Genomic DNA, 13656 nt, shown 5'->3' with positions numbered 1-13656 from the left:
GGGCGGCAAGTGTAGCCCGGCCCGGCGGCATTGAACAGGGCCAGTTCCACCCGGACGCTGGCACCAGTTGCCTGGCCGGGCCACCCGGATCAGGCCGAGATCAGCACCGTTTTGGCCCGGCAGAACTCCTTCAGCGCCGGCCGCTGCGCCGGATCCGAGAGCGGCGGCCAGTGCCGGTCATGATAAGGATCCGGATTGACCCGGCACAGGTCAAAGGGCAGCGCCCTGGCCAGGCGCTCTCCCCTGGCCCGATCCCGGGTCCAGATGGAAGCCATGCCGTCGGGCGACAACGCTCGGCACAGGGCCAGCATGGCCGCTTCGTCGGGCACGCGCAGCACGCCGCACAGGGGGCCGGCAGGCCAGGCGGGAAACAGCGTCATGGCCGGTTCGCTGCCTTCAATCAGCGTGGCCGGGTAATACCAGCCGTCCTCGTCGTCGGGCAGGTAACCGCCACAGCGAATGCGCCCGCCCTGGCGCTCGGCCTCGCGCAGCTGGCGTTCCAGCCATTCCCGCTGACCGCTCTTGGCCAGGGGGCCCAGCTCCACGCCCATATCATCGGGCCGGCCCGGGCGCAGCTGCTCCAGCCGGGCGGTAAGCAGCTCCAGAAAGGGCTCTGCCAGCCCGGGGGTGATCAGCACCCCGCCTTCGCTCTGGCGCCAGCTGGCCCGGTAGCGAAAACCATCATTCAGCACCGACTCCACCGCCGGCGCCAGCTCGGCGTCATCCAGGATCAGCTGCACACTGGCCCGGGCCAGCTCAAGCCGCACCGGCTTGAGCCGGGCACCGGCCAGCGCCGCCATGGCCGCCCCGCCCCGGCGCTCACCGCTGTAGGCCAGGCCGCCGATGCGCGAGTCCGCCACCAGCCCGGCCACCTGCTCCTTGGAAATGCGCAGCGGCGTCACCAGGCCTTCCGGCACCCCGGCTTCGGTCATCAGCCGCGCCAGCACGGCCACCAGGCCGGACAAATGCTCCGCCGGCTTCAGCAACAGGCCATTACCCGCCATCAGCGCCGGCACCAGCACGCGAAAACACTGCCACAGCGGCGCCGGACCGGCGGTCAGCGCCAGCATCAGTCCCAGCGGCCGCTGGCTGAGCTGACTGCGCGCCGAGGGCAGCATGGCCTGGCCGTGGGCGGCGAAATGGGCGCATTCCTCGGCGCAGCGCGCCACCTCCTGCAGGCAGTCGGCCAGCAGGCTGCCGGTTTCCAGGCAGAGCTCCCGGGCCAGGCGCTCACGCCCTGCCGACAGGGTGGAGGCCAGCCGGAACAGCAGCGCCGCCCGCTCCGCCGGCGCCACATTCTGCCAGTCTTCTGTGGCCGCGTGGGCCCGGGCCAAGCTCTGTTCCAGGCCGGCGCCGCTCAGGCAGGCATGATGGGCCAGCACCCGCCCGGTGCTGGGATCAAAGGAAACAAAGGTCATCACACGGCTCCTTGGGCCGGGCTCACCGCCCCCTCGGTAACGAAATCGGCTGGTATACTGAATGCGATGGTGGCACTCGACACCAGGTTGTTACCGACGTTATTGATTTGTTAACTGGCCGGCAATGGCCAGTTTCCTCCGTTAAATGGAACCAGGAGAGAATACCCATGCCCGAGCCGACGGCCGGCTTTTATTTACGCTGGCAGCGCCTGCTGCCCTTTCTCGGCTGGTGGCCCCTGGTCAATGGCGCCAGCCTGCGGGCCGACGCCCAGTCCGGCCTGACCAACGCCATCGTGGTGCTGCCCCAGGGGGTGGCCTATGCCCTGATCGCCGGGCTGCCGCCGGAATACGGCCTCTACGCCGCCATTATTCCCGCCGTTATTGCCGCCCTGTTTGGCTCGTCCTGGCATCTGATCTCCGGCCCCACCGCCGCCATGTCGGTGGTGGTGTTTACCTCGGTCAGCCCGCTGGCCGAGCCCGGCAGCGCCGCCTTTATCGCCCTGGCGCTGACCCTGACGCTGATGAAGGGGGTGTTTCAGCTGGTGCTGGCCCTGGCCCGGCTGGGGGTGCTGGTCAATTTTGTGTCCCAGTCGGTGGTGATCGGTTTTACCGCCGGCGCCGCCGTGGTCATCGCCTCCAGCCAGTTGCCCACCCTGCTGGGCATTGCGGTCAATAACGAAGGCAGCGTGCCCGGCACCTGGTGGCAATTGCTGCATCATCTGACGGAGGTGGACTATTACAGCCTGACGGTGGCCCTGTTTACCGTGCTCGCCTGTGTGGGCATCAAGCGCTGGCGGCCGCGCTGGCCCAACATGCTGATTGCCCTGGCCCTGGCCAGCGGACTGGCGGTGCTGATCGATCCCACTCATGCGCACATCGCCCTGGTGGGCGCCATTCCCACCGGCCTGCCGCCGCTCAGCCTGCCCGATTTGAGCCTGACCAGCATCAGCGCCCTGGCCCCGGGGGCCCTGGCCATCAGCCTGCTGGGGCTGGTGGAGGCCGCCGCCATTTCCCGGGCCATCGCCAGCCGCTCCCATCAGCGCCTGGACGACAACCAGGAGTTCATCGGTCAGGGACTGTCGAACATCGTCGGCGCCTTTTTCTCCTGCTATGCCTCATCGGGATCCTTTACCCGTTCGGGCATCAACTATACCTCCGGCGCCCGCACCCCCATGGCGGCGATGTTCGCCTCCGGCTTTCTGCTGCTGATCATCCTGCTGGCCCCCGGCATCACCACCTGGCTGCCCCGCCCGGCCATGGCCGGGCTGCTGCTGGTGGTGGCCTGGAACCTGATCGATTTTCATCATATTCGGCTGATCATGCGCGGCTCCCGTTCCGAGGCCACCGTGCTCACCGCCACCTTTGCCGCCACCCTGCTGGTGGAGCTGGAATTCGCCATTTACACCGGGGTGATACTGTCGCTGGTGTTCTACCTCAAGCGCACCTCCACCCCCCGGGTGGTGTCGATCCTGCCCGACCCGGACAGCAAGCATCCGTTTTTCGTCAACGCCGAGCGCCGGCGCCTGCCCTACTGCCCCCAGCTCAGGGTGATCCGCATCGAGGGCTCGCTGTTCTTCGGCGCGGTCAACCATGTGCAGGAATACCTGCAGGCCATCCGCGAGCCCCGGCTGCTGATCGTGGGCAACGGCATCAATTTTGTGGACATGGTGGGCGCCGACATGCTGGTACAGGAGGCCGAACGCCGCCGGGAGCTGGGCGGCGATCTGTATCTGTGCAACCTGCGTGAAGGCGTGCTGCGCTTTTTGCTGCGCAATAACCGGCTCGACGATATTCGCCGGGACCATGTGTTCATCAACAAGGGCCAGGCCATTCACCGCATCTACGATCAGCTGGATGCCGAGGTGTGCCGCACCTGCACCGCGCGCATCTTCCGGGAATGTCATATTCGGCCACCGGGGCAGCCGGCGGAGAAAGCAAAGGCGGAAGACTGACGGCGCGCTGGCCATATGGCCGGCGCGCAACTGGCCCTGTTCAGGGCAGGGGTGAGGGTTAGAGTGTGTTAACACCTTGTTATTTTTAGCCGTTGCCAGTGAGGCCAGTGCCATGACCGATCTTCTTCACGACCACCCCAGCCGGTTGCGCCCGGTGCGCGAACTGTTCAACCTCGACATAGACATGCAGGTACCGGTGTTCGAGCACAGGGACGAGCACGTACCCGACATCGATCCCAGCTACTGTTTCAATCCGGACGTCACCCTGGCCATTCTGGCCGGTTTCACCCGCAACCGCCGGGTACTGCTGCAGGGCCTGCACGGCACCGGCAAGTCCACCCACATCGAGCAGGTGGCCGCCCGCCTCAACTGGCCTTGCGTGCGGGTCAACCTGGACGGCCACATCAGTCGCCTGGATTTGGTGGGCAAGGACACCATAGTGCTGGAGGAAGGCAAGCAGATCACCCGCTTTCAGGAAGGCATAGTGCCCTGGGCGCTGCGCCGGCCGGTGGCGCTGATCTTTGACGAGTTCGACGCCGGCCGCCCCGACGTGATGTTCGTGATCCAGCGCATTCTGGAGCAGGACGGCAAGTTCACCCTGCTCGATCAGAACCAGGTGATCACGCCCAACCCCCATTTCCGCCTGTTCGCTACCGCCAATACCGTGGGCCTGGGCAACATCACCGGCCTGTATCACGGCACCCAGCAGATCAACCAAGCCCAGATGGACCGCTGGAACATCGTCGCCAAGCTCGACTACCTGCCCCGGGAAGACGAAATTCGCATCATTCAGGGCAAGGTACCCCGCTACAACGACACCCGTGGCCATGAGCTGATCAGCCGAATGGTGGCGGTGGCCGAGCTCACCCGGGCCGGCTTTGCCGCCGGGGATCTGTCCACCCTGATGTCGCCCCGCACCCTGATCGCCTGGGCCGAAAACAACGAGATCTTCAATGATACCGCGCTGGCATTCCGGCTGTCGTTTCTCAACAAGTGCGACGAGGGCGAGCGTCCGCTGGTGGCCGAGTATTACCAGCGCTGCTTCGATCAGGAGCTGCCCGAGCCCCAGGCCCTGCAACTGACGGCGGTGTAACTCATGGCCGCCCCCACCGACAACACCCCGAATGCGGCCGCCGAGGCCCGCCGCCAGCAGCGGCTGGAAGAGCTGTGTGCGGCCCTGATCCGGGCCCAGTCGGCTCAGGCCGAAGTGCGCTACCGGGGCCACCGGCTGGAATGGCGCGGCAAGGCCTATCCGCTGCGCGCCCCCCACCTGCAACTGGACGCGCAACAGGACGACTGGGGGTCATGCCGGGGCGTGGCCGATGCCATTGCCCTGCGTCTGCGCCACCACGATCCCGAGCTGCACCGCCACTGGTTGCCCACGCCGCCGGTGGCCCGGCTGGTGTTCGAGCTGCTGGAGCAGCTTCGTGTCGAATCCCTGGTGCCCGCCCACCATCCCGGCAGCCGCCGCAACCTGCATTACCGCTTCAGCGCCTGGAGCAACCGCTTTCTGGCCTCGGGCCAGACCGAAAGCCACCTGGGTCTGCTGCTGTTCACCCTGTCGATGATGAGCTGGGTGCAGCTCGGCGGCGGCCCCATCGACGAGGGCACCGAGCACCTGATCGAGTCGACCCGCATGTTTTTGCTGCGGGAAATCGGCCAGCCCTTTGGTCGCATTCGCCGCTGCCGGGAAGATCAGGCCGCCTTTGCCGAGCAGGCGCTGGCCATTGCCCTCTCCGTCAACGAGCTGGTGGCCGATCTGCAACAGCAACTGGCCGGGAATGAGCAGGACCAGGACGCCCTGGAGGAAGTCGGCAACGGCTTTGGCCTGCTGCTGGATTTCGATGGCGACGGCGATCAGGCCGGCAGCCAGGCCGGCGGCGCTTCCCCCCGAAACAGCGATGGCGAGGCCGCTTACCGCATTTTTACCGGTCGCTACGACAAGGAATGGCAGGCCGCCAGAAAGGTACGCCCCGAACTGCTGGAGCGGCTGCGCCGGCAGCTGGATCAGCGCATTCGCGAGCAGGGGCTCAACCTCAACGGTCTCACCAAAAAGCTGCGCCGGCTGCTGGCCCGGCCCCACCAGGACGGCTGGCGCTTTGGCGAGGAGGAAGGCCGGCTCGACGGCCGCCGGCTGTCGACCCTGGTCACCAGCCACGCCGACCGCCGGGTATTCAAGCAACCCAGGGAGGAATGGCGGGCCAATGCCGCGGTCACCATTCTGGTGGACAACTCCGGCTCCATGCGTCCCCACATGGAGCACATTGCCATGCTCATCGATTTGCTGGTGCAGGGGCTGGAGCGCACCGGCGCCCGCACCGAGGTACTGGGCTTTACCACCGGCCACTGGAACGGCGGCCAGCCGCTGAAGGACTGGCAACGCCGGGGCTGGCCGGCCAACCCGGGCCGGCTCAACGAGCGCTGCCACCTGGTGTACAAAAACAGCGACACCCCCTGGCGCCGGGCCCGGCGCAGCCTGGCGGCCCTGCTCAAGAGCGACCTGTTCCGTGAAGGGCTGGACGGCGAGGCGCTGCTGTGGGCCGAACAGCGGCTGCTGGCCGAGCACGTCAACGAGCGTATTCTGCTGGTGATCTCCGACGGCTGTCCCATGGACACCGCCACCCGCCAGAGCAACGCCGACGACATTCTCGACGCTCACCTGATGGCGGTGGCCGATCGCATCGACCGGGATCCGCGCATTCGGCTGTGCGCCCTGGGGGTCGGGCTGGATCTGAGCCGTTATTACCGCCACAACCAGCTGCTGGATCTGGAGCACAGCCCCGACAACCGGATTTTTGATGAAATCCTGGCCCTTATCACAAGGGCCATGCGGGGCTGAGCCAGCCGCCAACGGCGGCTTTCCGGAAACATAAAAGTTAACATCAATTTTACAATAATCATTTTTAATTCATTGAAAATAAAATATTTTTAGTCTGGACCCAGTGCGAAAACACAAGTGGCCCTAACCAATTTAACAGCCTCATTCAAAGATACAGTCAGGCTTTCGAGAAAGCCGGACACCACGGCCAGCCGTCCTGGCGGTCCCTTACAGGGCAGAGCGGCGTGTATTGAGCCAGTCTCGCGGAGTGTTCGCACTCCGGCTATCACGGAAGGTAAACGCCCGGTGACCACCGGGCCACACAACTGGAGCAAGAAACCATGATATTCAAGCAACGTTTTGTGAAATCCGTCTCCCTCGCCCTTTGCCTTGGCGCCGCCATGGCCAGCCCCCATGTCCTGGCGAAGACGTTTCGCATCGCAGTCGGTGACGCTGCCGGCAGTGCCCAGCATCAGCTGGGTCTGAAGTTTTCCGAAGCATTTGCAGAAAAAACCGGCGGCAAGCACGACACCCAGATGTTCCTCAACGGCCAGCTGGGCGATGAGCAGGCCACCGTCAACGATGCCGCCATGGGATTGCTCGACTTCTCCATTCTGGCCATCAATAACGTGACTCCCTTTTCGCCGTCCGTGGGGGTACTGACCCTGCCCTACATGATGCAGAGCCTGGATGACGCCGTGGCCCTGACTCAGGGAGAGGTGGGTCAGAAGCTGGTGGAAAACACCATTCGTGATGCCGGTGTGCGCATTGTGGGCTGGACCTATACCGGGTTTCGGGTGCTGACCAACTCCAAAAAACCGGTGCACAGCCTGGACGATCTGCAGGGCCTCAAGATTCGGGTGCCCAACAACGAGATCATGATCGATACCTACCGCGCCTGGGGCATCAACCCCACCCCCATGGCCTGGTCCGAAACCTTTACCGGCCTGCAGATGGGCGTGGTCGACGGTCAGGACAACCCCTATATCACCGTTTCTTCCATGAAGTTCGACGAGGTGCAGAAGTACATCACCAACATTCGTTACCTGTTCTCCATTGAGCCGCTGGTCATGTCCGAAGCCGTGTTCCAGGAACAGCCGGAAGACGTGCAGCAGGCGATTCTGGAAGCCGGCAAGGTAGCCACCGAGCACAGCGCCCAGTGGCTGGTTGCCCAGGAAGACAAGATCAAGGCCGAGCTGGTTGAGAAGGGCATGGAAATTACCGAGCCGGCAGACGGCGAGAAAGCGTGGATTGAAAAGGCCGTCAGCCAGGTCTGGCCCAAGTACTACGATCAACTGGGTGGCAAGGAAGAGCTGAACAAGATCCTGAAATCCCTGGGCCGGGACACCATCTAAGCAATTGGCCTAGTGATACTGCCCCCGGCCCCGCCGGGGGCAGCGTCCATCAGGGAGGAAAATGCCATGAGTATCGGCAAACTTACTTATAAAATTCTCGACAACATTGAACGGGTTCTTTGCAGCACCCTGCTCGCCACCTTTGTTGTCATTCTGTTTATTCAGATCATTTCGCGGCAGTTGTTCGACTACTCCATTGCCTGGAGTGAAGAACTATCCACTTACATGTTTGTCTGGTTCGTCTACTTTGGGGCCAGCTACGCCACCAAACTGGCGGCCCACAACCGGGTCACCTTTCAGTTCAAGCTGTTTCCGCCCAGGGTGGCGGTATACAGCGAAGCCCTGGCCGATCTGATCTGGGTAGGTTTCAACAGCTATTTCGTCTGGCTCAGTTACGACTTTGTATTCAACAAGATGAACCTGTTCTGGAAGTCCCAGACTCTTGGGTTTCCGATGAAATACGTGTACGTGATCCTGCCCGTCGCCTTTGCGCTGATGACCTTTCGCATTCTGCAGGTGAACTACTACAAGCTGATCAAGGGCATCGACATTCGCGATCCCGAGTCACTGGAAGTGGAAAAGCTGATGGACTCGGCGAAATCGCCAGCGTCGCCGGCCTCGTCGGCACAAGACAACCCCCAGTCCCCCACTCAGGGCCGCGTCAAAGCCGGAGCTCATCATGGTTGAATCTTCTGTCGTACTGATCCTGTTTGGCAGCTTTCTGACCCTGCTGCTGCTGGGCGCCCCCATCAGTGTATCGCTCGGGGTATCGGCGCTGGCATCCTTTCTGTATCTGGGTGAAAACCCCATCAAGTTCGTGCAGATCGCCTTTACCTCGGTAGGCTCCTTTCCGCTGATGGCGCTGCCCGCCTTTATTCTGGCCGGCGCCCTGATGGAGGCCGCCGGCATTTCCAAACGGCTGGTGGACCTGGCGGAAAGTTTTGCCGGCCCCTTTACCGGGGGCATGTCGGCCGCCACCGTGATGGCCTGCATGTTCTTTGGCGCCATTTCCGGCTCCGGCCCGGCCACCACCGCCGCCGTGGGCATGCTGATGATTCCGGCCATGGTCGAGCGCGGCTACGGCAAGGGCTACGCCTCCGCCATTACCGCCTCATCCGGCGGCCTGGGCGTGGTGATTCCGCCCTCCATTCCCATGGTGATCTTCGGCATTTCCGCCATCGGCCTGATGCCGCCCCCCGAAGCCATTGCCGAGCACGGCCAGTTCCAGTCGGTGTCGATTCCCAAGCTGTTTATCGCCGGCTTTCTGCCGGGGCTGGTGCTGTCCTGCGGTCTGCTGACCATGAACTATTTTCTGTGTAAAAAGCAGAACTACACCGGCACCACCGAAGGCTGGTCCGGCGCCAACATTCTCACCGCGCTGCGCAAGGGCACCTGGTCGGTGCTGGCTCCCATCGTGATTCTCGGGGGCATTTACAGCGGCCTGTTCACCCCCACCGAGTCGGCCATTGTCGCCATCTTCTACACCCTGTTCATCGGCTTTTTCGTGCACCGGGAGCTGAAGGTGAAGGATGTGCTGCGCTCGCTGGAAACCACCACCTGGCTCACCGGCCGCGTGCTGCTGATCCTGTTTACCGCCACCGTGTTCGGGCGGCTGCTGGTGGAAAACCAGATTCCGGCCATCGTCGCCTCCTCGATGCTGGAGATGACCAGCAACATCTACCTGATCTGGGCGCTGATCATCTTCTTCCTGCTGTTTGTGGGCATGTTCATGGAGACCCTGGCGGCCATTCTGATCCTCACCCCGGTGCTGTTGCCGGTGGCCTACAGCCTGGGAATTGACCCGGTGCACTTCGGCATAGTAGTGGTGTGCTGCCTGTCCATCGGCTTTCAGACCCCGCCCCTGGGCGAGAACCTGTTTATTGCCTCCGGGGTGTCGGGCACTTCCATCGAGGAAATTTCGCTGCGGGCCCTGCCCTTTGCGCTGACCTCGGTGGTTGCCGTGTTCATTGTCGCCTTTGTACCGGAAATTACCCTGTTCCTGCCCAGGCTGCTCGGCTACTAGGGCAACAGGCTCAGACGAGTGTTCAACGCCGCCGGCGTGATCGGGGTCAAGGCCCGATCGCCCCGGCGGCCTCATCATGAGGTCATGGTTCGGCGACTATGCTGAACATGATCAAACCCCAGTTCCAGCCAGTAAGGGAGTGCCACATGCTGCCGCAAGTCAACAAAATCCTGTATTGCACCGATCTGTCGAAGAACGCCTCCTATGCCTTTCAGTATGCCGTGTATCTGGCCAGGCAGACCGGTGCCGACATTCATATTCTCAAGGTGGTGGAGCAGCTCTCCGGTGACGAGAAGCTCACCCTGCAGTCCTACATTCTCAACCAGAGCAGCCGGGAAGAGTTTCTGCACCAGCGCCTGAATCATGCCAGGGCCCAGTTGCAGGAACGCCAGGATTACTTCTGGGAACACATCGCCCCGGAAGAAAAGGCGCTGCGCACCAAGATCGTGGGCTGCGAAGTGGTGGAAGGCTACCCGGAGCAGACCATACTCAAGCGCGCAAGGGAGCTGGAGTGCGATCTCATCATCATGGGCGCCCACGAAAAGGGCTGGCTGCATACCCTGCTGGGCAGCGTGGCCAAGAACGTGCTGCGCGAGTCGCGCATTCCCACCCTGATCGTGCCCCGCCCGGCAAAGAGCAAGTCCTGATCCTTTTCCCGGACGGGGGTCCCCCCGCAACTCCCGACGTCACCCCCGAAACTCACCAGCTACGTCCCCCGCTAAGGCGGGGGCCATCCACCGCCACTGCTCCCGGACTCCCCTGTTCACGGCAATAACGGGGGGGTGGACCACCGCCGTCACCGGTGCATTACCCAATAAAAAAACCGGGCTTTCGCCCGGTATAAGAATGAAGTGAAGCGGCTGGGTCATCCCCACTGGACGCGATCCTGGTCCTCGGGGCGGGTAACGGCGCGGCCAAGAGGCACATGATCGTTGATCGCCTCGCGGATCGCCGCTTCTTCCTCGGCGGTGAAACCACCGCACAGCTCGATCAGTTCAATGCGGCGGGTCAGCATTTCCTGAGCGGCCATAATGGCTTCCTCCAGGGTGCTGACGCCGGACACCGCCAGATCAAAGCCCTCGCTCTTGATCCGGCCGTGATGCTTGAACAGCTCCAGATCCGGAGCTTTCACGATAAATCCGTAACGACTCAGGCGCATTTGGTGGTCTCCTTGTTCAGGCGGTGGCACGGACTGCCGGGGCAACGGCGCTGCGGTTGTGATGCACGATACTGGCCAGGGCGCAGGACGCCAGCCTGGCCTCGGGCGGATCGGCGCGGGAGGTAAGAATGATCGGTACGCGGGCCCCCAGCACCAGGCCGGCGGCGGTGGCCCCCATGAAGTACACCATCTGCTTGAACAGAAAATTGCCCGACTCCAGATTGGGCACCAGCAAAATGTCGGCCTCGCCCGGTACCTTTCCGGAGATGCCCTTGATCTCGGCCGCTTCCCGGGACACGGCGTTGTCGAACGCCAGCGGCCCTTCCACCACGGCGCCGGGCAAAGCCCCCATGGCCGCCAGCTTGACCAGCTCGGCGGCATCCTGGCTGGACGGCATGGCCTTGCTGACTTCTTCGGTGCCCGACAGCAGCGCTACCCTCGGCTCGTCGCAGCCCAGGGCGTGCAACAGCTCAATGGCGTTACGGGCAATATGCAGCTTGTCGAGCACCCCGGGCTGCACGTTGATCACCGCATCGGTGATGCACAGCGCCCGGCAGCTGCCCGGCACCGTCATGTGAAACACATGGCTCAGGCGGCTGTCGGTGCGCAGCCCGGCGGCACGGTTAAGCACCGCCCGCAGCAGCACGTCGGTATGAACATGACCCTTCATGATGGCGTCGGCCTCGCCCTGACTGACCAGGGCCACGCCCAGACGGGCGGCCTCGGCCTCGTCGCTGGCATCCACCAGCCGCACGCCGGCCAGATCCCAGCCCATGAGCGCGGCTTCTTCCCGCATCCGGGCCTCATCGCCCACCAGCACGGGAATAATCAAGCCTTCGTCCTGCGCCATGCGAGCACTGGCCAGCGACACCCGGTTGACCGGATTGATAACAACCGTGCTCACGGCCGGGTATTGCCGTGCCTGCGCCAGCAGGTGGGGTGGACATTCCTTCGGATTGGTATTGAGCATCACTGAATTCCCTTTGACGTGATCAGTAGACAACCGAATACCGCTCGGCAAACGGGATTGGGTTGGCTTGCTGAAAAGACCCGGCCGCGGGCGACCGGGCAAAAAGGCTGCCCGGAGCGGGCAGCCGTACCTGTCAGCAATAGTCTTTGTACTTATCCAGGTGACGTACCGGCTTGGACAGGGCGTCACGACGGAAGGGGTCGCCCAGCTCGCGGGTACACATGATTTCAATGACGGTGGTCTTGCCTTCTTCCATCTGGCGCTCAATGGCGGCCTTGAGGGCGGGTCCCACGTCTTCCAGCTTGTCGACGGTCACCCCTTCGGCACCCATGGCGCGGGCGATGTCGGCAAAGCTCGGGTTTTCCAGGTCACCGGCCACGAAGCGGCGGTTGTAGAAGTCGACCTGGTTCTTCTTCTCGGCACCCCACTGGCGGTTGTGGAACACGATGGAAGTGACCGGAATGTTCTCGCGCACACAGGTCATGATTTCCATCATGGACATGCCCCAGGCGCCGTCACCGGCGTAGGACACGGCCGGGCGATGAGGCGCGGCGGTCTTGGCACCGATGATGGTGGGCAGGGCGTAACCGCAGTTGCCGAAGCTCATGGCGGCAAAGAAGGAGCGCGGCTTCTCGAAACGCAGGTAGCTGTTGGCCACGGAGTTGATGTTGCCGATGTCGGTGGACACCATCACGTCTTCGGGCATGGCCTTTTCCAGCTCGCGCAGCACCTGACGCGGGTGCAGGTAGCTGCCTTCCTCTTCCGACTGCTCGGCGATCATGTCGAGGGAGTAGTCGTCCTTCTCGTGGATCCACTGATCCAGCTCGTCTTCCCAGGCCTGCTTCTCGGCGGCAATTTCGCTGGCGCGGGCGCCCTTGTTCTCCAGACAGGCCACGTTCAGGTTCTGCAGACGCTCCAGAATCGACACGGCGGCGGCCTTGGCATCGCCGCACACGCCCACGGAGATCTTCTTGACCAGGCCCAGCATCTTGGCGTCGCAGTCCACCTGAATAACCTTGGCTTCCTTCGGCCAGTAGTCCAGGCCGTGCTGCGGCAGGGTACCGAACGGACCGAGGCGGGTACCCAGGGCCAGCACCACGTCGGCACGGGAAATCAGCTTCATGCCGGCCTTGGAGCCCTGATAGCCCAGGGGACCACACCACAGCGGGTGGCTGGCGGGGAAGGAGTCGTTGTGCAGGTAGCTGTTGACCACGGGAGCGCCCAGGTACTCGGCCAGGGCCTTGCACTCTTCCACCGCGTCGGCCATGACCACGCCGCCACCGGAGATGATCACCGGGAACTGGGCCTCGGCCAGCAGGGCGGCGGCCTGCTGCAGGCTCTGCTCGCCGCCGGCGCCGCGTTCAATGCGGATCGGCTCAGGGATTTCCACGTTGATGTCGCCGTAGAAGAAGTCCCGCGGAATGTTGAGCTGGGTCGGGCCGTTTTCCAGCATGGCGCGATCAAAGCAGCGGGCGGTAAACTCGGCCATGCGCGCCGGGTTGGCCACATGGCCCTGGTATTTGGTGATGGTTTCAAAGAAGGGCAGCTGCTGCGCTTCCTGGAAGCCGCCCAGCCCCTGGGTCATGGAGCCGGTTTCCGGGGTGATGCACACCACCGGGCTGTGGGCCCAGTAGGCGGCGGCGATGGCGGTCACGAAGTTGGTGATGCCGGGGCCGTTCTGGGCGATACACACACCGTGGCGACCGCTGACCCGGGCATAGCCGTCGGCCATGTGTCCGGCGCCCTGCTCGTGCACCGTGGGGATCAGGCGAATGCCGGCGGGGGCGAAGATGTCCATGGCATCCATAAAGGCAGAGCCCATGATACCGAAAACGTCGGTAACACCGTTGGCCGCCAGGGTTTCGACCAAAGCTTCACTGGGAGTCATACGTGGCATAGCTGTCTTCCTTTTGCTGTTTCCCGTTGGTGGCGGCCTGAAGCCATCCCCCTCGGTTGGGTTG

General features: G+C 63.4%; 11 protein-coding genes. 7 read left to right on the top strand and 4 right to left on the bottom strand.

The window, feature by feature from the left end; all coding sequences use genetic code 11:
• Window positions 1-89 precede the first annotated feature (89 nt).
• Window positions 90-1418 carry an aldehyde dehydrogenase family protein gene (locus tag PU634_RS01070; protein WP_306762239.1) on the bottom strand — a complete coding sequence of 443 codons (1329 nt, stop codon included), beginning with the start codon at window positions 1416-1418 and terminating at the stop codon, window positions 90-92.
• Window positions 1419-1585: 167 nt separating this feature from the next.
• Here PU634_RS01070 and PU634_RS01065 point away from each other — a divergent pair, with 167 nt between their 5' ends.
• The 7 genes from PU634_RS01065 to PU634_RS01035 all read left to right on the top strand — a co-directional run bounded on the left by PU634_RS01065 (window position 1586) and on the right by PU634_RS01035 (window position 10213).
• Entirely contained in the window at window positions 1586-3370 is a 1785-nt protein-coding gene (locus PU634_RS01065; protein ID WP_306762238.1) for a SulP family inorganic anion transporter, read from the top strand.
• Window positions 3371-3482: 112 nt separating this feature from the next.
• On the top strand, window positions 3483-4463 hold the full coding sequence (locus PU634_RS01060; RefSeq protein ID WP_306762237.1) for an AAA family ATPase: 981 nt from the start codon (window positions 3483-3485) through the stop codon (window positions 4461-4463).
• 3 nt (window positions 4464-4466) lie between these two features.
• Window positions 4467-6209 carry a cobaltochelatase CobT-related protein gene (locus PU634_RS01055; RefSeq protein ID WP_306762236.1) on the top strand — a complete coding sequence of 581 codons (1743 nt, stop codon included), beginning with the start codon at window positions 4467-4469 and terminating at the stop codon, window positions 6207-6209.
• Window positions 6210-6529: 320 nt separating this feature from the next.
• The gene (locus PU634_RS01050) at window positions 6530-7543 is read left to right on the top strand and encodes a TRAP transporter substrate-binding protein (RefSeq protein ID WP_306762235.1); all 1014 of its coding nucleotides are present in this window, start codon (window positions 6530-6532) and stop codon (window positions 7541-7543) included.
• A gap of 66 nt (window positions 7544-7609) precedes the next feature.
• Window positions 7610-8230 (top strand): TRAP transporter small permease, encoded by a 621-nt coding sequence (locus tag PU634_RS01045; RefSeq protein WP_306762234.1) that lies wholly within the window; start codon window positions 7610-7612, stop codon window positions 8228-8230.
• Window positions 8223-9566, top strand: coding sequence for a TRAP transporter large permease (locus PU634_RS01040; RefSeq protein WP_306762233.1), 1344 nt, complete (start codon window positions 8223-8225; stop codon window positions 9564-9566). The genes PU634_RS01045 and PU634_RS01040 overlap by 8 nt, the downstream gene beginning before the upstream one ends.
• 146 nt (window positions 9567-9712) lie before the next feature.
• The gene (locus PU634_RS01035) at window positions 9713-10213 is read left to right on the top strand and encodes a universal stress protein (RefSeq protein WP_306762232.1); all 501 of its coding nucleotides are present in this window, start codon (window positions 9713-9715) and stop codon (window positions 10211-10213) included.
• A gap of 218 nt (window positions 10214-10431) precedes the next feature.
• On the opposite strand, the gene PU634_RS01030 is transcribed toward PU634_RS01035, so the two are convergent.
• From PU634_RS01030 to xsc, 3 genes are all read right to left on the bottom strand, one after another.
• Entirely contained in the window at window positions 10432-10725 is a 294-nt protein-coding gene (locus PU634_RS01030) for a DUF6506 family protein (protein ID WP_306762231.1), read from the bottom strand.
• 16 nt (window positions 10726-10741) lie between these two features.
• Window positions 10742-11695 (bottom strand): bifunctional enoyl-CoA hydratase/phosphate acetyltransferase, encoded by a 954-nt coding sequence (locus PU634_RS01025; RefSeq protein ID WP_306762230.1) that lies wholly within the window; start codon window positions 11693-11695, stop codon window positions 10742-10744.
• A gap of 133 nt (window positions 11696-11828) precedes the next feature.
• On the bottom strand, window positions 11829-13592 hold the full coding sequence (xsc, locus tag PU634_RS01020; RefSeq protein WP_306762229.1) for a sulfoacetaldehyde acetyltransferase: 1764 nt from the start codon (window positions 13590-13592) through the stop codon (window positions 11829-11831).
• Window positions 13593-13656: the final 64 nt, after the last annotated feature.

Origin of the sequence: Oceanimonas pelagia (assembly GCF_030849025.1) — a bacterium.
GTDB lineage: Bacteria > Pseudomonadota > Gammaproteobacteria > Enterobacterales > Aeromonadaceae > Oceanimonas > Oceanimonas pelagia.
This window is presented reverse-complemented; position numbering and strand designations above follow the sequence as displayed.

Coding starts and splice junctions, on each gene's coding strand:
- PU634_RS01070 (WP_306762239.1), bottom strand. CDS start 1,418: ATGACCTTTGTTTCCTTTGATCCCAGCACCGGGCGGGTGCTGGCCCAT.
- PU634_RS01065 (WP_306762238.1), top strand. CDS start 1,586: ATGCCCGAGCCGACGGCCGGCTTTTATTTACGCTGGCAGCGCCTGCTG.
- PU634_RS01060 (WP_306762237.1), top strand. CDS start 3,483: ATGACCGATCTTCTTCACGACCACCCCAGCCGGTTGCGCCCGGTGCGC.
- PU634_RS01055 (WP_306762236.1), top strand. CDS start 4,467: ATGGCCGCCCCCACCGACAACACCCCGAATGCGGCCGCCGAGGCCCGC.
- PU634_RS01050 (WP_306762235.1), top strand. CDS start 6,530: ATGATATTCAAGCAACGTTTTGTGAAATCCGTCTCCCTCGCCCTTTGC.
- PU634_RS01045 (WP_306762234.1), top strand. CDS start 7,610: ATGAGTATCGGCAAACTTACTTATAAAATTCTCGACAACATTGAACGG.
- PU634_RS01040 (WP_306762233.1), top strand. CDS start 8,223: ATGGTTGAATCTTCTGTCGTACTGATCCTGTTTGGCAGCTTTCTGACC.
- PU634_RS01035 (WP_306762232.1), top strand. CDS start 9,713: ATGCTGCCGCAAGTCAACAAAATCCTGTATTGCACCGATCTGTCGAAG.
- PU634_RS01030 (WP_306762231.1), bottom strand. CDS start 10,725: ATGCGCCTGAGTCGTTACGGATTTATCGTGAAAGCTCCGGATCTGGAG.
- PU634_RS01025 (WP_306762230.1), bottom strand. CDS start 11,695: ATGCTCAATACCAATCCGAAGGAATGTCCACCCCACCTGCTGGCGCAG.
- xsc (WP_306762229.1), bottom strand. CDS start 13,592: ATGCCACGTATGACTCCCAGTGAAGCTTTGGTCGAAACCCTGGCGGCC.